Annotated in this window: 33 protein-coding genes; 30 read left to right on the top strand and 3 right to left on the bottom strand. The window is 50.8% G+C overall.

The window, feature by feature from the left end; translation table 11 throughout:
- The first annotated feature begins 2 nt into the window (after positions 1 to 2).
- The 30 genes from rplC (at position 3) to GVO84_RS20615 (ending at position 14489) form a co-directional block, all read left to right on the top strand.
- The gene (rplC, locus tag GVO84_RS20760) at positions 3 to 632 is read left to right on the top strand and encodes a 50S ribosomal protein L3 (RefSeq protein ID WP_006178923.1); all 630 of its coding nucleotides are present in this window, start codon (positions 3 to 5) and stop codon (positions 630 to 632) included.
- 10 nt (positions 633 to 642) lie between these two features.
- Positions 643 to 1248 carry a 50S ribosomal protein L4 gene (gene rplD, locus GVO84_RS20755; RefSeq protein ID WP_000424395.1) on the top strand — a complete coding sequence of 202 codons (606 nt, stop codon included), beginning with the start codon at positions 643 to 645 and terminating at the stop codon, positions 1246 to 1248.
- Positions 1245 to 1547 (top strand): 50S ribosomal protein L23, encoded by a 303-nt coding sequence (rplW, locus tag GVO84_RS20750; protein ID WP_000617546.1) that lies wholly within the window; start codon positions 1245 to 1247, stop codon positions 1545 to 1547. The genes rplD and rplW overlap by 4 nt, the downstream gene beginning before the upstream one ends.
- Before the next feature lie 17 nt (positions 1548 to 1564).
- Positions 1565 to 2386, top strand: coding sequence for a 50S ribosomal protein L2 (gene rplB / locus GVO84_RS20745; protein WP_000301859.1), 822 nt, complete (start codon positions 1565 to 1567; stop codon positions 2384 to 2386).
- Positions 2387 to 2402: 16 nt separating this feature from the next.
- The gene (gene rpsS / locus GVO84_RS20740) at positions 2403 to 2681 is read left to right on the top strand and encodes a 30S ribosomal protein S19 (RefSeq protein ID WP_001138117.1); all 279 of its coding nucleotides are present in this window, start codon (positions 2403 to 2405) and stop codon (positions 2679 to 2681) included.
- Between the two features lie 14 nt (positions 2682 to 2695).
- The gene (gene rplV / locus GVO84_RS20735) at positions 2696 to 3028 is read left to right on the top strand and encodes a 50S ribosomal protein L22 (RefSeq protein WP_002919773.1); all 333 of its coding nucleotides are present in this window, start codon (positions 2696 to 2698) and stop codon (positions 3026 to 3028) included.
- Between the two features lie 17 nt (positions 3029 to 3045).
- Complete coding sequence (gene rpsC / locus GVO84_RS20730; RefSeq protein WP_000529945.1) at positions 3046 to 3747, top strand: 30S ribosomal protein S3; 702 nt, start codon at positions 3046 to 3048, stop codon at positions 3745 to 3747.
- A 12-nt stretch (positions 3748 to 3759) separates the two neighbouring features.
- Positions 3760 to 4170, top strand: coding sequence for a 50S ribosomal protein L16 (rplP, locus tag GVO84_RS20725; protein ID WP_002919759.1), 411 nt, complete (start codon positions 3760 to 3762; stop codon positions 4168 to 4170).
- Positions 4170 to 4361 carry a 50S ribosomal protein L29 gene (gene rpmC / locus GVO84_RS20720; protein ID WP_003863282.1) on the top strand — a complete coding sequence of 64 codons (192 nt, stop codon included), beginning with the start codon at positions 4170 to 4172 and terminating at the stop codon, positions 4359 to 4361. Before rplP ends, rpmC begins: the two co-directional genes overlap by 1 nt.
- Entirely contained in the window at positions 4361 to 4615 is a 255-nt protein-coding gene (rpsQ, locus tag GVO84_RS20715; RefSeq protein ID WP_008503489.1) for a 30S ribosomal protein S17, read from the top strand. Before rpmC ends, rpsQ begins: the two co-directional genes overlap by 1 nt.
- Positions 4616 to 4781: 166 nt before the next feature.
- Positions 4782 to 5153 carry a 50S ribosomal protein L14 gene (rplN, locus tag GVO84_RS20710; protein ID WP_002919748.1) on the top strand — a complete coding sequence of 124 codons (372 nt, stop codon included), beginning with the start codon at positions 4782 to 4784 and terminating at the stop codon, positions 5151 to 5153.
- A gap of 10 nt (positions 5154 to 5163) precedes the next feature.
- Positions 5164 to 5478 (top strand): 50S ribosomal protein L24, encoded by a 315-nt coding sequence (rplX, locus tag GVO84_RS20705; protein WP_003863287.1) that lies wholly within the window; start codon positions 5164 to 5166, stop codon positions 5476 to 5478.
- Positions 5479 to 5492: 14 nt separating this feature from the next.
- Positions 5493 to 6032 carry a 50S ribosomal protein L5 gene (gene rplE, locus GVO84_RS20700; RefSeq protein ID WP_001096206.1) on the top strand — a complete coding sequence of 180 codons (540 nt, stop codon included), beginning with the start codon at positions 5493 to 5495 and terminating at the stop codon, positions 6030 to 6032.
- 14 nt (positions 6033 to 6046) lie between these two features.
- The gene (gene rpsN, locus GVO84_RS20695) at positions 6047 to 6352 is read left to right on the top strand and encodes a 30S ribosomal protein S14 (RefSeq protein WP_003863291.1); all 306 of its coding nucleotides are present in this window, start codon (positions 6047 to 6049) and stop codon (positions 6350 to 6352) included.
- A gap of 30 nt (positions 6353 to 6382) precedes the next feature.
- The gene (gene rpsH, locus GVO84_RS20690) at positions 6383 to 6775 is read left to right on the top strand and encodes a 30S ribosomal protein S8 (protein WP_006178918.1); all 393 of its coding nucleotides are present in this window, start codon (positions 6383 to 6385) and stop codon (positions 6773 to 6775) included.
- Positions 6776 to 6787: 12 nt separating this feature from the next.
- On the top strand, positions 6788 to 7321 hold the full coding sequence (gene rplF, locus GVO84_RS20685) for a 50S ribosomal protein L6 (protein ID WP_003863296.1): 534 nt from the start codon (positions 6788 to 6790) through the stop codon (positions 7319 to 7321).
- A gap of 9 nt (positions 7322 to 7330) precedes the next feature.
- On the top strand, positions 7331 to 7684 hold the full coding sequence (gene rplR, locus GVO84_RS20680; RefSeq protein WP_003863297.1) for a 50S ribosomal protein L18: 354 nt from the start codon (positions 7331 to 7333) through the stop codon (positions 7682 to 7684).
- Between the two features lie 14 nt (positions 7685 to 7698).
- Complete coding sequence (rpsE, locus tag GVO84_RS20675; RefSeq protein WP_003863299.1) at positions 7699 to 8199, top strand: 30S ribosomal protein S5; 501 nt, start codon at positions 7699 to 7701, stop codon at positions 8197 to 8199.
- A gap of 6 nt (positions 8200 to 8205) precedes the next feature.
- Complete coding sequence (gene rpmD, locus GVO84_RS20670) at positions 8206 to 8385, top strand: 50S ribosomal protein L30 (protein ID WP_003863301.1); 180 nt, start codon at positions 8206 to 8208, stop codon at positions 8383 to 8385.
- 3 nt (positions 8386 to 8388) lie between these two features.
- Entirely contained in the window at positions 8389 to 8823 is a 435-nt protein-coding gene (rplO, locus tag GVO84_RS20665; RefSeq protein WP_003863304.1) for a 50S ribosomal protein L15, read from the top strand.
- Positions 8824 to 8830: 7 nt separating this feature from the next.
- Entirely contained in the window at positions 8831 to 10162 is a 1332-nt protein-coding gene (secY, locus tag GVO84_RS20660) for a preprotein translocase subunit SecY (RefSeq protein ID WP_003863305.1), read from the top strand.
- Between the two features lie 31 nt (positions 10163 to 10193).
- Positions 10194 to 10310, top strand: a complete 117-nt coding sequence (gene rpmJ, locus GVO84_RS20655; RefSeq protein WP_000868187.1) for a 50S ribosomal protein L36 — start codon at positions 10194 to 10196, stop codon at positions 10308 to 10310.
- A gap of 146 nt (positions 10311 to 10456) precedes the next feature.
- Complete coding sequence (gene rpsM / locus GVO84_RS20650) at positions 10457 to 10813, top strand: 30S ribosomal protein S13 (protein ID WP_003863308.1); 357 nt, start codon at positions 10457 to 10459, stop codon at positions 10811 to 10813.
- Between the two features lie 16 nt (positions 10814 to 10829).
- Positions 10830 to 11219 carry a 30S ribosomal protein S11 gene (rpsK, locus tag GVO84_RS20645; protein ID WP_003863312.1) on the top strand — a complete coding sequence of 130 codons (390 nt, stop codon included), beginning with the start codon at positions 10830 to 10832 and terminating at the stop codon, positions 11217 to 11219.
- A gap of 33 nt (positions 11220 to 11252) precedes the next feature.
- A complete protein-coding gene (rpsD, locus tag GVO84_RS20640; protein ID WP_004868345.1) occupies positions 11253 to 11873 on the top strand; it encodes a 30S ribosomal protein S4 in 621 nt (206 codons plus the stop codon).
- Between the two features lie 25 nt (positions 11874 to 11898).
- Positions 11899 to 12888 (top strand): DNA-directed RNA polymerase subunit alpha, encoded by a 990-nt coding sequence (locus tag GVO84_RS20635; RefSeq protein WP_002919219.1) that lies wholly within the window; start codon positions 11899 to 11901, stop codon positions 12886 to 12888.
- A gap of 40 nt (positions 12889 to 12928) precedes the next feature.
- The gene (rplQ, locus tag GVO84_RS20630; protein WP_001216368.1) at positions 12929 to 13312 is read left to right on the top strand and encodes a 50S ribosomal protein L17; all 384 of its coding nucleotides are present in this window, start codon (positions 12929 to 12931) and stop codon (positions 13310 to 13312) included.
- A gap of 107 nt (positions 13313 to 13419) precedes the next feature.
- Complete coding sequence (locus tag GVO84_RS20625) at positions 13420 to 13788, top strand: DUF1992 domain-containing protein (RefSeq protein WP_159515035.1); 369 nt, start codon at positions 13420 to 13422, stop codon at positions 13786 to 13788.
- 2 nt (positions 13789 to 13790) lie between these two features.
- Positions 13791 to 14216: a Zn(2+)-responsive transcriptional regulator gene (zntR, locus tag GVO84_RS20620; protein ID WP_063145679.1), complete on the top strand. Its 426-nt coding sequence runs from the start codon at positions 13791 to 13793 to the stop codon at positions 14214 to 14216.
- Positions 14217 to 14273: 57 nt separating this feature from the next.
- On the top strand, positions 14274 to 14489 hold the full coding sequence (locus tag GVO84_RS20615) for an alternative ribosome-rescue factor A (RefSeq protein WP_023333665.1): 216 nt from the start codon (positions 14274 to 14276) through the stop codon (positions 14487 to 14489).
- On the opposite strand, the gene mscL is transcribed toward GVO84_RS20615, so the two are convergent.
- From mscL to rsmB, 3 genes are all read right to left on the bottom strand, one after another.
- Positions 14490 to 14900, bottom strand: coding sequence for a large-conductance mechanosensitive channel protein MscL (gene mscL / locus GVO84_RS20610; RefSeq protein WP_023309449.1), 411 nt, complete (start codon positions 14898 to 14900; stop codon positions 14490 to 14492). It lies immediately after the preceding gene.
- 146 nt (positions 14901 to 15046) lie between these two features.
- Positions 15047 to 16423 carry a Trk system potassium transporter TrkA gene (gene trkA, locus GVO84_RS20605; RefSeq protein ID WP_008503482.1) on the bottom strand — a complete coding sequence of 459 codons (1377 nt, stop codon included), beginning with the start codon at positions 16421 to 16423 and terminating at the stop codon, positions 15047 to 15049.
- A gap of 22 nt (positions 16424 to 16445) precedes the next feature.
- Positions 16446 to 17732, bottom strand: coding sequence for a 16S rRNA (cytosine(967)-C(5))-methyltransferase RsmB (gene rsmB, locus GVO84_RS20600; protein WP_159515034.1), 1287 nt, complete (start codon positions 17730 to 17732; stop codon positions 16446 to 16448).

Here is a 17732-nt window from a genome sequence, read left to right as displayed (position 1 = left end):
CAATGATTGGTTTAGTCGGTAAAAAAGTGGGCATGACCCGCATCTTCACTGAAGATGGCGTTTCAATCCCAGTAACCGTAATCGAAGTTGAAGCAAACCGCGTTACCCAGGTTAAAGATCTGGCTAACGATGGCTACCGCGCTGTTCAGGTGACCACTGGTGCTAAAAAAGCTAACCGTGTAACCAAACCAGAAGCGGGTCACTTCGCTAAAGCTGGCGTAGAAGCTGGCCGTGGTCTGTGGGAATTCCGTCTTGCTGAAGGCGAAGAGTTCACCGTAGGTCAGGACATTAGCGTTGAGCTGTTTGCTGACGTTAAAAAAGTTGACGTAACCGGTACCTCTAAAGGTAAAGGTTTTGCTGGTACCGTTAAGCGCTGGAACTTCCGTACCCAGGACGCTACCCACGGTAACTCCTTGTCTCACCGCGTTCCGGGTTCTATCGGTCAGAACCAGACTCCGGGCAAAGTGTTCAAAGGCAAGAAAATGGCAGGTCAGCTGGGTAACGAACGTGTGACCGTTCAGAGCCTGGACGTAGTACGTGTTGACGCTGAGCGCAACCTGCTGCTGGTTAAAGGTGCAGTTCCGGGTGCAACCGGTAGCGACCTGATCGTTAAACCAGCTGTGAAGGCGTAAGGGGATAGCAATGGAATTAGTATTGAAAGACGCGCAGAGCGCGCTGACTGTTTCCGAAACTACCTTCGGTCGTGATTTCAACGAAGCGCTGGTTCACCAGGTTGTTGTTGCTTATGCAGCTGGTGCTCGTCAGGGTACTCGTGCTCAGAAGACTCGTGCTGAAGTAACTGGTTCTGGCAAAAAGCCATGGCGCCAGAAAGGTACCGGCCGTGCGCGTTCAGGTTCTATCAAGAGCCCGATCTGGCGTTCAGGTGGCGTGACCTTCGCTGCGCGTCCACAGGACCACAGTCAAAAAGTTAACAAAAAGATGTACCGCGGCGCGCTGAAAAGCATCCTGTCCGAACTGGTACGTCAGGATCGTCTGATCGTTGTCGAGAAGTTCTCTGTTGAAGCGCCTAAAACTAAGCTGCTGGCACAGAAACTGAAAGACATGGCTCTGGAAGATGTGCTGATCATCACCGGTGAGCTGGACGAGAACCTGTTCCTGGCCGCACGTAACCTGCACAAGGTTGACGTACGCGATGCGACTGGTATCGACCCGGTTAGCCTGATCGCCTTCGACAAAGTCGTAATGACTGCTGATGCTGTTAAGCAAGTTGAGGAGATGCTGGCATGATTCGTGAAGAACGTCTGCTGAAGGTGCTTCGCGCACCGCACGTTTCTGAAAAAGCGTCTACTGCGATGGAAAAAACAAACACCATCGTTCTCAAAGTTGCTAAAGACGCGACCAAAGCAGAGATCAAAGCTGCTGTGCAGAAACTGTTTGAAGTCGAAGTCGAAGTCGTTAACACCCTGGTAGTTAAAGGGAAAGTTAAACGTCACGGACAGCGTATCGGTCGTCGTAGCGACTGGAAAAAAGCTTACGTCACCCTGAAAGAAGGCCAGAATCTGGACTTCGTTGGCGGCGCTGAGTAAGTCGGAGGAGTAATACAATGGCAGTTGTTAAATGTAAACCGACATCTCCGGGTCGTCGCCACGTAGTTAAAGTGGTTAACCCTGAGCTGCACAAGGGCAAACCTTTTGCTCCGTTGCTGGAAAAAAACAGCAAATCCGGTGGTCGTAACAACAATGGCCGTATCACCACTCGTCACATCGGTGGTGGCCACAAGCAGGCTTATCGTATTGTTGACTTCAAACGCAACAAAGACGGTATCCCAGCAGTTGTTGAACGTCTTGAGTACGATCCGAACCGTTCCGCGAACATCGCGCTGGTTCTGTACAAAGACGGTGAACGCCGTTACATCCTGGCCCCTAAAGGCCTGAAAGCTGGCGACCAGATTCAGTCTGGCGTTGATGCTGCAATCAAAGCAGGCAACACCCTGCCGATGCGCAATATCCCGGTTGGTTCTACCGTTCATAACGTAGAAATGAAACCAGGTAAAGGCGGTCAGCTGGCACGTTCCGCTGGTACTTACGTTCAGATCGTTGCTCGTGATGGTGCTTATGTCACCCTGCGTCTGCGTTCTGGTGAAATGCGTAAAGTCGAAGCAGACTGCCGCGCTACTCTGGGCGAAGTTGGCAATGCTGAGCATATGCTGCGCGTTCTGGGTAAAGCAGGTGCTGCACGCTGGCGTGGTGTTCGTCCTACCGTTCGCGGTACTGCGATGAACCCAGTCGACCACCCACATGGTGGTGGTGAAGGTCGTAACTTTGGTAAGCACCCGGTAACTCCGTGGGGCGTTCAGACCAAAGGTAAGAAGACCCGCAGCAACAAGCGTACTGATAAATTTATCGTACGTCGCCGTAGCAAATAATTTTAGAGGATAAGCCATGCCACGTTCTCTCAAGAAAGGTCCTTTTATTGACCTGCACTTGCTGAAGAAGGTAGAGAAAGCGGTGGAAAGCGGAGACAAGAAGCCCCTGCGCACTTGGTCCCGTCGTTCAACGATCTTTCCTAACATGATCGGTTTGACCATCGCTGTCCATAATGGTCGTCAGCACGTTCCAGTCTTTGTTACCGACGAAATGGTTGGTCACAAACTGGGTGAATTCGCACCGACTCGTACTTATCGCGGCCACGCTGCTGATAAAAAAGCGAAGAAGAAATAAGGTAGGAGGAAGAGATGGAAACTTTAGCTCAACATCGCCATGCTCGTTCTTCTGCTCAGAAGGTTCGCCTTGTTGCTGACCTGATTCGCGGTAAGAAAGTGTCGCAGGCCCTGGACATCCTGACCTATACCAACAAGAAAGCTGCGGTATTGGTCAAGAAAGTACTGGAATCTGCCATTGCTAACGCTGAACACAACGATGGCGCTGACATCGACGATCTGAAAGTCGCGAAAATTTTCGTAGATGAAGGCCCAAGCATGAAGCGCATTATGCCGCGTGCGAAAGGTCGTGCAGATCGCATCCTGAAGCGCACCAGCCACATTACTGTGGTTGTGTCCGATCGCTGAGACTCTGGAGACTAGCAATGGGTCAGAAAGTACATCCTAATGGTATTCGCCTGGGTATTGTAAAACCATGGAACTCTACCTGGTTTGCGAACACCAAAGAATTCGCTGACAACCTGGACAGCGATTTTAAAGTACGTCAGTACCTGACTAAGGAACTGGCTAAAGCGTCTGTATCTCGTATCGTTATCGAGCGTCCAGCGAAGAGCATCCGTGTGACTATTCACACTGCTCGCCCTGGCATCGTTATCGGTAAGAAAGGCGAAGACGTAGAAAAACTGCGCAAGGTCGTAGCGGATATCGCTGGCGTTCCTGCACAGATCAATATCGCTGAAGTTCGTAAGCCTGAACTGGACGCTAAATTGGTTGCTGACAGCATCACTTCACAGCTGGAACGTCGTGTTATGTTCCGTCGTGCTATGAAGCGTGCTGTACAGAACGCAATGCGTCTGGGCGCTAAAGGTATCAAAGTTGAAGTTAGCGGCCGTCTGGGCGGCGCGGAAATCGCACGTACCGAATGGTACCGCGAAGGTCGCGTACCGCTGCACACTCTGCGTGCTGACATCGACTACAACACCTCTGAAGCGCACACCACTTACGGTGTAATCGGCGTTAAGGTATGGATCTTCAAAGGTGAGATCCTGGGTGGTATGGCTGCTGTTGAACAACCGGAAAAACCGGCTGCTCAACCTAAAAAGCAGCAGCGTAAAGGCCGTAAATAAGGAGCGTCGCTGATGTTACAACCAAAGCGTACAAAATTCCGTAAAGTGCACAAAGGCCGCAACCGTGGTCTGGCGCAGGGTACGGATGTTAGCTTCGGCACTTTCGGTCTGAAAGCTGTTGGCCGTGGTCGTCTGACTGCACGTCAGATCGAAGCAGCACGTCGTGCAATGACCCGTGCAGTTAAGCGTCAAGGTAAGATCTGGATCCGTGTATTCCCGGACAAACCGATCACCGAGAAGCCGCTGGAAGTTCGTATGGGTAAAGGTAAAGGTAACGTGGAGTACTGGGTTGCCTTGATCCAACCGGGCAAAGTCCTTTATGAAATGGACGGTGTTCCGGAAGAGCTGGCCCGTGAAGCCTTCGGCCTGGCAGCAGCGAAACTGCCTATCAAAACCACCTTTGTAACTAAGACGGTGATGTAATGAAAGCAAAAGAGCTGCGTGAAAAAAGCGTTGAAGAGCTGAACGCTGAGCTGCTGAACCTGCTGCGTGAGCAGTTCAACCTGCGTATGCAGGCTGCAAGTGGCCAGCTGCAACAGACTCACCTGCTGAAGCAAGTGCGTCGCAATGTTGCACGCGTTAAGACTTTACTGACTCAGAAGGCGGGTGCGTAATGACCGATAAAATCCGTACTCTGCAAGGTCGTGTTGTTAGCGACAAAATGGAGAAATCCATTGTTGTAGCTATCGAACGCATTGTGAAACACCCGATCTACGGTAAATTCATCAAGCGTACGACCAAACTGCACGTACATGACGAGAACAACGAATGTGGTATCGGCGACAAGGTTGAAATCCGTGAATGCCGTCCACTGTCCAAGACTAAGTCCTGGACGCTGGTTCGCGTTGTAGAGAAAGCGGTTCTGTAATACAGTACGCCTTCTCAATACGAATAAACGGCTCAGCGATGAGCCGTTTATTTTTTCTACCCATATTGCAGAAGCGGTGTTATAATGCCGCGCCCTCGATATGGGGCTTTTTAACGGCTCTGATTTTAGAGTCTCAGGTAGTAGTTGACATTAGCGGAGCACTAAAATGATCCAAGAACAGACTATGCTGAACGTCGCCGACAACTCCGGTGCACGTCGCGTAATGTGTATCAAGGTTCTGGGTGGCTCGCACCGTCGCTACGCAGGCGTAGGCGACATCATCAAGATCACCATCAAGGAAGCAATTCCACGTGGTAAGGTCAAAAAAGGTGATGTGCTGAAGGCGGTAGTGGTGCGCACCAAGAAGGGTGTTCGTCGCCCTGACGGTTCTGTCATTCGCTTCGATGGTAATGCATGCGTTATTTTAAACAATAACAGCGAGCAGCCTATCGGCACGCGTATCTTTGGGCCGGTAACTCGTGAACTTCGTACTGAGAAGTTCATGAAAATTATCTCTCTGGCACCAGAAGTACTCTAAGGAGCGAATCATGGCAGCGAAAATCCGTCGTGATGACGAAGTTATCGTGTTAACCGGTAAAGATAAAGGTAAACGCGGTAAAGTAAAAAATGTTCTGTCTTCCGGCAAACTTGTCGTTGAAGGTATCAACCTGGTTAAGAAACATCAGAAGCCGGTTCCGGCCCTGAACCAACCAGGTGGCATCGTTGAAAAAGAAGCTGCTATTCAGGTTTCTAACGTTGCAATCTTCAATGCGGCTACCGGCAAGGCTGACCGTGTAGGCTTTAGATTCGAAGACGGCAAAAAAGTCCGTTTCTTCAAGTCTAACAGCGAAACTATCAAGTAATTTGGAGTAGTACGATGGCGAAACTGCATGATTACTACAAAGACGAAGTAGTTAACAAACTCATGACTGAGTTTAACTACAATTCTGTCATGCAAGTCCCTCGGGTCGAGAAGATCACCCTGAACATGGGTGTTGGTGAAGCGATCGCTGACAAGAAACTGCTGGATAACGCAGCAGCTGACCTGACAGCAATCTCCGGTCAAAAACCGCTGATCACCAAAGCACGCAAATCTGTTGCAGGCTTCAAAATCCGTCAGGGCTATCCGATCGGCTGTAAAGTAACTCTGCGTGGCGAACGCATGTGGGAGTTCTTTGAGCGCCTGATCACTATTGCTGTTCCACGTATCCGTGACTTCCGTGGCTTGTCCGCTAAGTCTTTCGACGGTCGTGGTAACTACAGCATGGGTGTCCGTGAGCAGATCATCTTCCCAGAAATCGACTACGATAAAGTCGACCGCGTGCGTGGTTTGGATATTACCATTACCACTACTGCGAAATCTGACGAAGAAGGCCGTGCTCTGCTGGCTGCCTTTGACTTCCCGTTCCGCAAGTAAGGTAGGGTTACTGAATGGCTAAGCAATCAATGAAAGCACGCGAAGTAAAGCGCGTAGCTTTAGCTGATAAATTCTTCGCTAAACGCGCTGAACTGAAAGCGATCATTTCTGATGTGAACGCTTCCGACGAAGATCGTTGGAATGCGGTTCTCAAGCTGCAGTCTCTGCCGCGTGATTCCAGCCCGTCTCGTCAGCGTAACCGCTGTCGTCAAACAGGTCGTCCACATGGTTATGTGGGCAAGTTTGGGTTGAGCCGTATCAAACTGCGTGAAGCCGCTATGCGCGGTGAAGTGCCAGGCTTGAAAAAGGCTAGCTGGTAATTACCAATTGAATCACGGGAGTAAAGACAGATGAGCATGCAAGATCCGATCGCGGATATGCTGACCCGTATCCGTAACGGTCAGGCCGCGAACAAAGTTGCGGTCACCATGCCTTCCGCCAAGCTGAAAGTGGCAATTGCCAACGTGCTGAAGGAAGAAGGTTTTATCGAAGATTTTAAAGTTGAAGGCGACACCAAGCCGGAACTGGAACTTACTCTCAAGTATTTCCAGGGTAAAGCTGTTGTAGAAAGCATTCAGCGTGTCAGCCGCCCAGGTCTGCGCATCTATAAGAAAAAAGATGAGCTGCCGAAAGTTATGGCTGGTCTTGGTATCGCAGTTGTTTCTACCTCTAAAGGTGTTATGACTGATCGTGCAGCGCGCCAGGCTGGTCTTGGTGGCGAAATTATCTGCTACGTAGCCTAATCGGAGGAAAGAATGTCTCGTGTTGCTAAAGCACCGGTCGTTATTCCTGCCGGCGTTGATGTAAAAATCGACGGTCAGGTTATTACGATCAAAGGTAAAAACGGCGAGCTGACTCGTACCCTCAACAAAGCTGTTGAAGTTAAACATGCAGATAACGCTCTGACCTTCGGTCCACGTGATGGTTTCGTGGATGGATGGGCTCAGGCTGGTACCGCGCGTGCCCTGCTGAACTCAATGGTTGTTGGTGTTACCGAAGGCTTCACTAAAAAGCTTCAGCTGGTTGGTGTAGGTTATCGTGCAGCTATCAAAGGGAATGCAGTAGGCCTGTCTCTGGGCTTCTCACACCCTGTTGAGCATCCGCTGCCGGCCGGTATCACTGCAGAATGTCCGACTCAAACTGAAATCGTGCTGAAAGGCGCTGATAAACAGCTGATCGGTCAGGTTGCAGCAGATCTGCGCGCCTACCGTCGTCCTGAGCCTTACAAAGGCAAGGGTGTTCGTTACGCCGACGAAGTCGTGCGTACCAAAGAGGCTAAGAAGAAGTAAGGTAACACTATGGATAAGAAATCTGCTCGTATCCGTCGTGCGACCCGCGCACGCCGCAAGCTCAAAGAGCTGGGTGCAACTCGCCTGGTGGTACATCGTACCCCGCGTCATATTTACGCACAGGTAATTGCACCGAACGGTTCTGAAGTTCTGGTAGCTGCTTCTACTGTAGAAAAAGCTATCTCAGAACAATTGAAGTACACCGGTAACAAAGACGCCGCTGCAGCTGTAGGTAAAGCTGTTGCAGAACGCGCTCTGGAAAAAGGCATCAGCAATGTTTCCTTTGACCGTTCCGGGTTCCAATATCATGGTCGTGTCCAGGCACTGGCAGATGCTGCCCGTGAAGCTGGCCTTCAGTTCTAAGGTAGAGGTGTAAGATGGCTCACATCGAAAAACAGGCTGGCGAACTGCAGGAAAAGCTGATCGCGGTAAACCGCGTATCTAAAACCGTTAAAGGTGGTCGTATTTTCTCCTTCACAGCTCTGACTGTAGTAGGCGATGGTAACGGTCGCGTTGGTTTTGGTTACGGTAAAGCGCGTGAAGTTCCAGCAGCGATCCAGAAAGCGATGGAAAAAGCCCGTCGCAATATGATTAACGTCGCGCTGAACAACGGCACCCTGCAGCACCCAGTTAAAGGTGTTCACACGGGTTCTCGTGTATTCATGCAGCCAGCTTCAGAAGGTACCGGTATCATCGCCGGTGGTGCAATGCGCGCCGTTCTGGAAGTTGCTGGGGTTCATAACGTTCTGGCCAAAGCATATGGTTCCACCAACCCGATCAACGTGGTTCGTGCAACTATTGATGGCCTGGAAAATATGAATTCTCCAGAAATGGTCGCTGCCAAGCGTGGTAAATCCGTTGAAGAAATTCTGGGGTAATTGACCATGGCAAAGACTATTAAAATCACTCAAACCCGCAGTGCAATCGGTCGTCTGCCGAAACACAAGGCAACGCTGCTTGGCCTGGGTCTGCGTCGTATTGGTCATACCGTTGAGCGCGAGGATACTCCCGCTGTTCGTGGTATGGTCAACGCGGTTTACTTCATGGTTAAAGTTGAGGAGTAAGAGATGCGTTTAAATACTCTGTCTCCGGCCGAAGGCTCTAAAAAGGCGGGTAAACGCCTGGGTCGTGGTATCGGTTCTGGCCTCGGCAAAACCGGTGGTCGTGGTCACAAAGGTCAGAACTCTCGTTCTGGCGGTGGCGTACGTCGCGGTTTCGAGGGTGGCCAGATGCCACTGTACCGTCGTCTGCCGAAGTTCGGCTTCACCTCTCGCAAAGCAGCGATCACAGCGGAAATCCGTCTGTCTGACCTGGCGAAAGTTGAAGGCGGCGTTGTAGACCTGAACACGCTGAAAGCAGCAAACATTATCGGTATCCAGATCGAGTTCGCGAAAGTGATCCTGGCTGGTGAAGTTTCTACTCCGGTAACTGTTCGTGGCCTGCGTGTTACTAAAGGTGCTCGTGCTGCTATCGAAGCTGCTGGCGGTAAAATTGAGGAATAAGTAGCAGATGGCTAAGCAACCGGGATTAGATTTTCAAAGTGCCAAAGGTGGATTTGGCGAGCTGAAACGCAGACTGCTGTTTGTTATCGGCGCGCTGATTGTGTTCCGTATTGGCTCTTTTATTCCGATCCCTGGTATCGATGCCGCTGTACTTGCCAAACTGCTTGAGCAACAGCGAGGCACCATCATTGAAATGTTCAACATGTTCTCTGGTGGTGCTCTCAGCCGTGCTTCTATCTTCGCATTGGGTATTATGCCGTACATTTCGGCATCTATTATTATCCAGCTGCTGACGGTCGTTCATCCGGCCCTGGCAGAGTTGAAGAAAGAAGGGGAGTCTGGACGTCGTAAGATTAGTCAGTACACCCGTTACGGTACTCTGGTGCTGGCAATATTCCAGTCGATCGGTATTGCTACCGGTCTGCCGAATATGCCTGGTATGCAGGGCCTGGTGTTAAACCCGGGCTTTGCATTCTACTTCACCGCTGTTGTAAGTCTGGTCACAGGGACAATGTTCCTGATGTGGCTCGGCGAACAGATTACTGAGCGTGGTATCGGTAACGGTATCTCAATCATTATCTTCGCCGGTATTGTTGCGGGCCTCCCGCCAGCCATCGCCCATACTATCGAGCAAGCGCGTCAAGGCGACCTGCACTTCCTCCTGTTGCTGTTGGTTGCAGTATTAGTATTTGCAGTGACGTTCTTTGTTGTCTTCGTTGAACGTGGTCAACGCCGCATTGTGGTGAACTACGCTAAACGTCAGCAGGGTCGTCGTGTCTATGCTGCACAGAGCACACATTTACCGCTGAAAGTGAACATGGCGGGGGTTATCCCGGCTATCTTCGCTTCCAGTATTATTCTGTTCCCGGCAACCATCGCGTCATGGTTCGGGGGCGGTACTGGTTGGAACTGGCTGACAACAATTTCGCTGTATTTGCAGCCTGGGCAACCACTTTATGTGTTACTCTATGCGTCTGCGATCATCTTCTTCTGTTTCTTCTACACGGCGTTGGTCTTCAACCCGCGTGAAACAGCAGATAACCTGAAGAAGTCCGGTGCATTTGTACCAGGAATTCGTCCGGGAGAGCAAACGGCGAAGTATATCGATAAAGTAATGACTCGCCTGACTTTGGTTGGTGCGCTTTATATTACTTTTATCTGCCTGATCCCGGAGTTCATGCGTGATGCAATGAAAGTACCGTTCTACTTCGGTGGGACCTCACTGCTTATCGTTGTTGTCGTGATTATGGACTTTATGGCTCAAGTGCAAACTCTGATGATGTCCAGTCAGTATGAGTCTGCATTGAAGAAGGCGAACCTGAAAGGCTACGGCCGCTAAATGGTCGCCTGAGAAGTTACGGAGAGTAAAAATGAAAGTTCGTGCTTCCGTCAAGAAATTATGCCGTAACTGCAAAATCGTTAAGCGTGATGGTGTCATCCGTGTGATTTGCAGTGCCGAGCCGAAGCATAAACAGCGCCAAGGCTGATTATTTCGCATATTTTTCTTGCAAAGTTGGGTTGAGCTGGCTAGATTAGCCAGCCAATCTTTTGTATGTCTGTACGTTTCCATTTGAGTATCCTGAAAACGGGCTTTTCAGCATGGTGCGTACATATTAAATAGTAGGAGTGCATAGTGGCCCGTATAGCAGGCATTAACATTCCTGATCAGAAACATGCTGTGATCGCATTAACTTCGATCTACGGCGTCGGCAAGACCCGTTCTAAAGCCATTCTGGCTGCAGCGGGTATCGCTGAAGATGTTAAGATCAGTGAGCTGTCTGAAGAACAAATCGACACGCTGCGTGACGAAGTTGCCAAATTTGTCGTTGAAGGTGATCTGCGCCGTGAAATCAGCATGAGCATCAAGCGCCTGATGGATCTTGGTTGCTATCGCGGTTTGCGTCATCGTCGTGGTCTGCCAGTGCGCGGTCAGCGTACTAAGACCAACGCACGTACCCGTAAGGGTCCGCGCAAACCGATCAAGAAATAATCGGGGTGATTGAATAATGGCAAAGGCACCAGTTCGTGCACGTAAACGTGTAAGAAAACAAGTCTCTGACGGCGTGGCTCATATCCATGCTTCTTTCAACAACACCATCGTTACTATTACTGATCGTCAGGGTAACGCATTGGGTTGGGCAACAGCCGGTGGTTCCGGTTTCCGTGGTTCTCGCAAATCCACTCCGTTCGCAGCTCAGGTTGCAGCAGAGCGTTGCGCAGAAGCCGTAAAAGAATACGGCATCAAGAATCTGGAAGTTATGGTTAAAGGTCCGGGTCCGGGTCGTGAATCTACTGTTCGCGCTCTGAACGCCGCTGGTTTCCGCATCACGAATATTACTGATGTGACTCCGATCCCTCATAACGGTTGTCGTCCGCCGAAAAAACGTCGCGTATAACGCTCCGTTTTTTAGGTTAGTTGGAGATAGAAAATGGCAAGATATTTGGGTCCTAAGCTCAAGCTGAGCCGTCGTGAGGGCACCGACTTATTCCTTAAGTCTGGCGTTCGCGCGATCGATACCAAGTGTAAAATTGAACAAGCTCCTGGCCAGCACGGTGCGCGTAAACCGCGTCTGTCTGACTATGGTGTGCAGTTGCGTGAAAAGCAAAAAGTTCGCCGTATGTACGGTGTGCTGGAGCGTCAGTTCCGTAACTACTATAAAGAAGCAGCACGTCTGAAAGGCAACACAGGTGAAAACCTGCTGGCTCTGCTGGAAGGTCGTCTGGACAACGTTGTATACCGTATGGGCTTCGGCGCTACTCGTGCTGAATCACGTCAGCTGGTTAGCCACAAAGCAATCATGGTAAACGGTCGTGTTGTTAACATCGCTTCTTATCAGGTTAAAGCGAATGACGTTGTTAGCATTCGTGAGAAAGCGAAAAAGCAATCTCGCGTGAAGGCCGCTCTGGAGCTGGCTGAGCAGCGTGAAAAGCCAACCTGGCTGGAAGTTGATGCTGGCAAGATGGAAGGTACGTTCAAGCGTCAGCCGGAACGTTCTGATCTGTCTGCGGACATTAACGAACACCTGATCGTCGAGCTTTACTCCAAGTAAAGCTTAGTACCAAAGAGAGGACACAATGCAGGGTTCTGTGACAGAGTTTCTAAAACCGCGCCTGGTAGATATCGAGCAAGTGAGTTCGACGCACGCCAAGGTGACCCTTGAGCCTTTAGAGCGTGGCTTTGGCCATACTCTGGGTAACGCACTGCGCCGTATTCTGCTCTCATCGATGCCGGGTTGCGCGGTGACCGAGGTTGAGATTGATGGTGTACTTCATGAGTACAGCACCAAAGAAGGCGTTCAGGAAGATATCCTTGAAATCCTGCTCAACCTGAAAGGGCTGGCGGTGAGAGTTCAGGGTAAAGATGAAGTTATTCTTACTCTGAATAAATCTGGCATTGGCCCTGTGACTGCAGCCGACATCACCCACGACGGTGATGTTGAAATCGTCAAGCCGCAGCACGTGATCTGCCACCTGACCGATGAGAACGCAGCTATTAGCATGCGTATCAAAGTTCAGCGCGGTCGTGGTTATGTGCCGGCTTCTGCCCGAATTCATTCGGAAGAAGATGAGCGCCCAATCGGCCGTCTGCTGGTCGACGCATGCTATAGCCCTGTAGAGCGTATTGCCTACAATGTTGAAGCAGCGCGTGTAGAACAGCGTACCGACCTGGACAAGCTGGTCATCGAAATGGAAACCAACGGCACAATCGATCCTGAAGAGGCGATTCGTCGTGCGGCAACCATCCTGGCAGAACAACTGGAAGCTTTCGTTGACTTACGTGATGTACGTCAGCCGGAAGTGAAAGAAGAGAAACCAGAATTCGATCCGATCCTGCTGCGCCCTGTTGACGATCTCGAATTGACTGTCCGCTCTGCTAACTGCCTCAAGGCAGAAGCTATCCACTATATCGGTGATCTGGTACAGCGTACCGAGGTTGAGTTGCTGAAAACGCCGAACCTGGGTAAAAAATCTCTTACTGAGATTAAAGACGTGCTGGCTTCACGTGGTCTGTCTCTGGGCATGCGCCTGGAAAACTGGCCACCGGCAAGCATTGCTGACGAGTAACCGGATCACAGGTTAAGGTTTTACTGAGAAGGATAAGGTCATGCGCCATCGTAAGAGTGGTCGTCAACTGAACCGCAACAGCAGCCATCGCCAGGCTATGTTCCGCAACATGGCAGGTTCACTGGTTCGTCATGAGATCATCAAGACGACCCTGCCTAAAGCGAAAGAGCTGCGTCGCGTAGTTGAGCCGCTGATTACTCTTGCCAAGACTGACAGCGTTGCTAATCGTCGTCTGGCATTCGCCCGTACTCGTGATAACGAGATCGTGGCAAAACTGTTTAACGAACTGGGCCCGCGTTTCGCGAGCCGTGCCGGTGGTTACACTCGCATTCTGAAGTGTGGTTTCCGTGCAGGCGACAACGCGCCGATGGCTTACATCGAGCTGGTTGATCGTTCAGAGAAAGCAGAAGCTGCTGCAGAGTAATCTGCAGTAACGTAAAAAAACCCGCTTCGGCGGGTTTTTTTATATCCGCGATACCCCTACTTCTCTACAATGTCTGTATCAATTTTGTTCATCCCACGGAGCTGGTAATGTGGTTGCTCGACCAGTGGGCAGAACGCCATATTCGCGATGCCCAAAGAAAAGGTGAATTCGACGATCTTCCGGGTAGCGGCGAACCCCTTGTGCTTGACGATGATTCGCACATCGCGCCTGAACTGCGTGCAGGATACCGTTTACTGAAAAATGCCGGCTGTCTCCCTCCTGAGCTCGAACAGCGCAGAGAGGCTGTAGAACTGGCCGATCTTCTCAATGGGATCCGCCATGACGATCCGCGATACTCTGAACTTAGCCGCCGCCTCGCCCTGCTTGAACTCAAGCTGCGCCAGGCTGGGATGAATACTGATTTCCTTCGCGGTGAGTACGGTGAAAGATTGATGCAGAAAATAAACGAGGAGTAGTTATGTACCGTATCGGTGAACTTGCGAAGCTTGCGAACGTCACGCCGGATACCATCCGATATTACGAAAAGCAGCAGATGATCGATCATGAAGTTCGTACTGAAGGGGGCTTTCGCCTTTATACCGATAACGATCTGCAGCGACTGCGGTTTATTCGTTATGCGCGTCAGCTCGGCTTCACGCTGGATTCGATCCGCGAGTTATTATCGATCCGCATCGATCCGGAACATCACACCTGCCAGGAATCTAAAAGCATTGTGCAGTCCCGGCTGGATGAAGTGGAAGCACGCATTCAGGAATTGCAAACCATGCAGCGCTCTCTGCAAAGGCTGAATGATGCCTGCTGCGGGACGGCCCACAGCAGTATTTACTGTTCAATTCTCGAAGCCCTTGAACAGGGAGCGAGTGGAGAAAAACAGGGCTGTTGATTTTTAGTTCATCCGGGTCTAGACTCCCGTCGTCATAAACCCTGCTCTGGAGACATTATGAGCCGCTATCAGCACACGAAAGGACAAATAAAGGATAATGCCATTGAGGCGTTACTTCACGACCCGTTATTCAGGCAGCGCGTTGAGAAGAATAAAAAAGGGAAAGGAAGTTATTTGCGTAAAGACAAACATGAAAAACGGGGTAACTGGGAGGCCAGTGGCAAGCAAGCGAATCGCTTATTTACCACTGGCCTTCCTGCTTTTATCTGTTGATTATACGCGGTTATTCTGCTCTTTTAACAGATCGCGGATCTCACTCAGCAGCACTTCTTCTTTCGTTGGTGCAGGTGCAGCAGCCGGCTCTTCTTTTTTACGGTTGAGCCTGTTGATCAGCTTGATAGCCATAAAAATGGCAAACGCGACAATCACAAAATCAAATACGTTCTGAATAAATACGCCGTAGTGCATTACTACTGCCGGAACATCACCCTGCGCTTCACGAAGTGTGAAAGCGAATTGTTTGAAATCAATGCCCCCGATTAACAACCCTAAAGGTGGCATGATAATGTCGGCCACTAATGATGAAACAATCTTGCCGAATGCTGCACCAATAATGACACCCACTGCCAAATCCACCACGTTCCCGCGCATCGCAAATTCGCGAAATTCTTTAATAAAACTCATTGTTCTCTCCTTGTGCCAGCTGACGAGTATAAGTTTAACAAATGATTAGCCAATTGCCATTCGGGATAATTAAACGTTATGAAAAATAAAAGGCACAGAAATGAAAAGGATAAAGTACGGGTGCTCTTACTCGAGCACCCAACTCTTTAAAGGAAGAATGGACTTGGCTGGAATAAACGTTCGACGTCGGTAATAAACTTTTTATCGGTAAGGAACATAATAACGTGATCGCCCTGTTCAATACGTAAATTGTCATTGGCAATCATGACGTCATTCCCGCGTACAACGGCGCCGATAATCGTGCCTGGCGGCAGCTTAATTTCGTCGATCGACCGGCCCACGACGCGTGATGTGGTTTCATCTCCGTGAGCAACAGCTTCTATGGCTTCCGCTACGCCGCGGCGGAGCGATGACACACCGACAATATCCGCTTTACGAACATGGCTCAGGAGCGCGGAAATTGTTGCCTGCTGCGGTGAAATGGCAATATCAATAACGCTGCCCTGGACCAGATCGACATACGCCTTGCGCTGGATAAGCACCATGACCTTTTTTGCTCCCATACGTTTGGCGAGCATGGCGGACATTATATTCGCCTCGTCGTCGTTGGTGACGGCAATAAAGAGATCAACTTGATCAATATGCTCTTCAGCCAGCAGCTCCTGATCCGACGCATCGCCATAAAATACGATCGTATTTTGCAGTTTTTCCGCCAGTTCAGCAGCACGCTGTTGATCGCGCTCGATCAGCTTCACGCTGTAATCTTTTTCTAACCGATGTGCCAGACCTGCACCAATATTGCCGCCGCCGACCAGCATAATGCGTTTATAGGGTTTTTCGAGACGCTGGAGTTCACTCATCACCGCACGAATATGCTGTGAGGCAGCAATAAAGAAGACCTCATCACCTGCTTCGACAATCGTGGAACCTTGCGGGCGGATTGGCCTGTCGTGACGGAAGATGGCTGCGACGCGCGTATCGATATGCGGCATGTGCTCGCGCATGGTGGAAAGCGCATTACCGATCAATGGTCCACCGTAATAGGCCTTAACCACTGCCAGGCTCACTTTACCCTCGGCAAAGTTCACCACCTGCAGGGCGCCCGGATATTCGATCAGGCGATAGATATTGTCGATAACCAGCTGTTCTGGCGCGATGAGATGGTCAATCGGGACCGCTTCGGAATTAAACAGTTTCTCAGCATCGCGAACATAGTCCGGAGAGCGAATACGCGCGATTCGGTTTGGCGTGTTGAAAAGCGAGTAGGCCACCTGACAGGCCACCATGTTGGTTTCGTCAGAACTGGTTACCGCAACCAGCATGTCGGCATCGTCGGCACCCGCCTCACGAAGAACGCGTGGGTGCGAACCATGACCCTGCACCACGCGCAGGTCAAACTTGTCCTGTAAGACACGCAGACGATCGCCGTTGGTATCAACAATTGTGATGTCGTTGTTTTCGCCAACCAGGTTTTCAGCCAGCGTTCCGCCCACCTGTCCTGCACCCAGAATGATAATCTTCATATCTCGTGACCTGTTCTCAACATCACTCTTTGATTAGCTTAGCGTAAAAGAAGCCATCACCCTCTTCAGCACCCGGCAGGTTCTGCAGACCCGGGGATTCAGGCGTTCCCGTATCGCGCAGCGCGGCGCCCGGGGTACGTTTAAGGAAGGCCGCGATTTGCTCGCTGTTTTCTTCCGGCAGGACGGAGCAGGTTGCATAGACCAGCGTTCCGCCAGGTTTAAGATGTGACCAAATGGCGTCGAGAATGTCGGATTGCAGTTGGGCAAGTTCCTTAATATCACGATCGCGGCGTAGCCACTTGATGTCCGGATGACGACGAATAACACCGGTTGCAGAGCAGGGGGCGTCCAGCAAAATGCGATCGAATTGTGTTTCACCACACCATTCTGCGGGTTTGCGTCCATCGCCTTGCTTAACCTGAGCCTTCATGCCCAGACGTTTAAGGTTGTCGTAGACGCGTGAAAGACGCTGTTCATCGACGTCCACTGCCATCACGTTGGCCTGCGGAGCCACTTCAAGAATATGCGTCGTTTTGCCCCCAGGCGCGGCGCACAGATCGAGGATCTGCTCACCATTTTTGGGTTCAAGCCAGGCCATGCAGCCCTGAGCCGAGGCATCCTGTACGGTTACCCAGCCTTCATCAAAACCGGGTAATGCATGCACCGGTGCCGGTGAGGCCAGGCGTACAGCATCCGGATAGGCGTCATGCGGGAATCCACTCATTCCAGCTTCTTCAAGCAATGCCAGCCATGCGTCACGGGTGTGGTGATTTCGATTCACGCGTAACCACATTGGCGGACGCTGGTTGTTGGCATCGGCAATCTCCTGCCACTGCTGTGGATAAGCTTTTTTCAGGCGCTTCAACAGCCAGTCCGGATGCAGAAAACGTGCTTCGCTTTGGGTAAATTCAGCCAGAAGCTCTTCCTGCTGTCTCTGGAACTGACGCAGTACGCCGTTGATCAGCCCTTTCAGCTGAGGGCGTTTAATCGCAACGGCACCTTCCACCGTCTCAGCCAGCGCGGCATGAGGTGGGATGCGGGTATGAAGAAGCTGATAAAAACCCACCATAATCAAATAGTGTACGGTGCGCTGCTTGCCTGTCATTGGGCGTGACATCAGCTTGTTAATCAACCACTCAAGCTGAGAAAGCGTGCGCAGAACGCCAAAACAGAGCTCCTGAAGCAGGGCTTTGTCTTTATCTGAGACTTTTTGTTGCAGTGGAGGCAGGACGTTACTTAATGACTGGCCCTGCTCGATAACCTGCTCAACGGCCTGAGCCGCCATACTGCGTAGATTTTGTTTTTTCAT

This window comes from Enterobacter sp. SM3 (assembly GCF_009811935.2).
GTDB lineage: Bacteria > Pseudomonadota > Gammaproteobacteria > Enterobacterales > Enterobacteriaceae > Enterobacter > Enterobacter asburiae_D.
Note: the sequence above shows the minus strand (reverse complement) of the source record. Positions and strands in the feature narration are given on the sequence as shown.

Excerpts from the sequence above, each read along its gene's own strand:
- rplC (WP_006178923.1), top strand. The coding sequence starts at position 3 with ATGATTGGTTTAGTCGGTAAAAAAGTGGGCATGACCCGCATCTTCACT.
- rplD (WP_000424395.1), top strand. The coding sequence starts at position 643 with ATGGAATTAGTATTGAAAGACGCGCAGAGCGCGCTGACTGTTTCCGAA.
- rplW (WP_000617546.1), top strand. The coding sequence starts at position 1,245 with ATGATTCGTGAAGAACGTCTGCTGAAGGTGCTTCGCGCACCGCACGTT.
- rplB (WP_000301859.1), top strand. The coding sequence starts at position 1,565 with ATGGCAGTTGTTAAATGTAAACCGACATCTCCGGGTCGTCGCCACGTA.
- rpsS (WP_001138117.1), top strand. The coding sequence starts at position 2,403 with ATGCCACGTTCTCTCAAGAAAGGTCCTTTTATTGACCTGCACTTGCTG.
- rplV (WP_002919773.1), top strand. The coding sequence starts at position 2,696 with ATGGAAACTTTAGCTCAACATCGCCATGCTCGTTCTTCTGCTCAGAAG.
- rpsC (WP_000529945.1), top strand. The coding sequence starts at position 3,046 with ATGGGTCAGAAAGTACATCCTAATGGTATTCGCCTGGGTATTGTAAAA.
- rplP (WP_002919759.1), top strand. The coding sequence starts at position 3,760 with ATGTTACAACCAAAGCGTACAAAATTCCGTAAAGTGCACAAAGGCCGC.
- rpmC (WP_003863282.1), top strand. The coding sequence starts at position 4,170 with ATGAAAGCAAAAGAGCTGCGTGAAAAAAGCGTTGAAGAGCTGAACGCT.
- rpsQ (WP_008503489.1), top strand. The coding sequence starts at position 4,361 with ATGACCGATAAAATCCGTACTCTGCAAGGTCGTGTTGTTAGCGACAAA.
- rplN (WP_002919748.1), top strand. The coding sequence starts at position 4,782 with ATGATCCAAGAACAGACTATGCTGAACGTCGCCGACAACTCCGGTGCA.
- rplX (WP_003863287.1), top strand. The coding sequence starts at position 5,164 with ATGGCAGCGAAAATCCGTCGTGATGACGAAGTTATCGTGTTAACCGGT.
- rplE (WP_001096206.1), top strand. The coding sequence starts at position 5,493 with ATGGCGAAACTGCATGATTACTACAAAGACGAAGTAGTTAACAAACTC.
- rpsN (WP_003863291.1), top strand. The coding sequence starts at position 6,047 with ATGGCTAAGCAATCAATGAAAGCACGCGAAGTAAAGCGCGTAGCTTTA.
- rpsH (WP_006178918.1), top strand. The coding sequence starts at position 6,383 with ATGAGCATGCAAGATCCGATCGCGGATATGCTGACCCGTATCCGTAAC.
- rplF (WP_003863296.1), top strand. The coding sequence starts at position 6,788 with ATGTCTCGTGTTGCTAAAGCACCGGTCGTTATTCCTGCCGGCGTTGAT.
- rplR (WP_003863297.1), top strand. The coding sequence starts at position 7,331 with ATGGATAAGAAATCTGCTCGTATCCGTCGTGCGACCCGCGCACGCCGC.
- rpsE (WP_003863299.1), top strand. The coding sequence starts at position 7,699 with ATGGCTCACATCGAAAAACAGGCTGGCGAACTGCAGGAAAAGCTGATC.
- rpmD (WP_003863301.1), top strand. The coding sequence starts at position 8,206 with ATGGCAAAGACTATTAAAATCACTCAAACCCGCAGTGCAATCGGTCGT.
- rplO (WP_003863304.1), top strand. The coding sequence starts at position 8,389 with ATGCGTTTAAATACTCTGTCTCCGGCCGAAGGCTCTAAAAAGGCGGGT.
- secY (WP_003863305.1), top strand. The coding sequence starts at position 8,831 with ATGGCTAAGCAACCGGGATTAGATTTTCAAAGTGCCAAAGGTGGATTT.
- rpmJ (WP_000868187.1), top strand. The coding sequence starts at position 10,194 with ATGAAAGTTCGTGCTTCCGTCAAGAAATTATGCCGTAACTGCAAAATC.
- rpsK (WP_003863312.1), top strand. The coding sequence starts at position 10,830 with ATGGCAAAGGCACCAGTTCGTGCACGTAAACGTGTAAGAAAACAAGTC.
- rpsD (WP_004868345.1), top strand. The coding sequence starts at position 11,253 with ATGGCAAGATATTTGGGTCCTAAGCTCAAGCTGAGCCGTCGTGAGGGC.
- GVO84_RS20635 (WP_002919219.1), top strand. The coding sequence starts at position 11,899 with ATGCAGGGTTCTGTGACAGAGTTTCTAAAACCGCGCCTGGTAGATATC.
- rplQ (WP_001216368.1), top strand. The coding sequence starts at position 12,929 with ATGCGCCATCGTAAGAGTGGTCGTCAACTGAACCGCAACAGCAGCCAT.
- GVO84_RS20625 (WP_159515035.1), top strand. The coding sequence starts at position 13,420 with ATGTGGTTGCTCGACCAGTGGGCAGAACGCCATATTCGCGATGCCCAA.
- zntR (WP_063145679.1), top strand. The coding sequence starts at position 13,791 with ATGTACCGTATCGGTGAACTTGCGAAGCTTGCGAACGTCACGCCGGAT.
- GVO84_RS20615 (WP_023333665.1), top strand. The coding sequence starts at position 14,274 with ATGAGCCGCTATCAGCACACGAAAGGACAAATAAAGGATAATGCCATT.
- mscL (WP_023309449.1), bottom strand. The coding sequence starts at position 14,900 with ATGAGTTTTATTAAAGAATTTCGCGAATTTGCGATGCGCGGGAACGTG.
- trkA (WP_008503482.1), bottom strand. The coding sequence starts at position 16,423 with ATGAAGATTATCATTCTGGGTGCAGGACAGGTGGGCGGAACGCTGGCT.
- rsmB (WP_159515034.1), bottom strand. The coding sequence starts at position 17,732 with ATGAAAAAACAAAATCTACGCAGTATGGCGGCTCAGGCCGTTGAGCAG.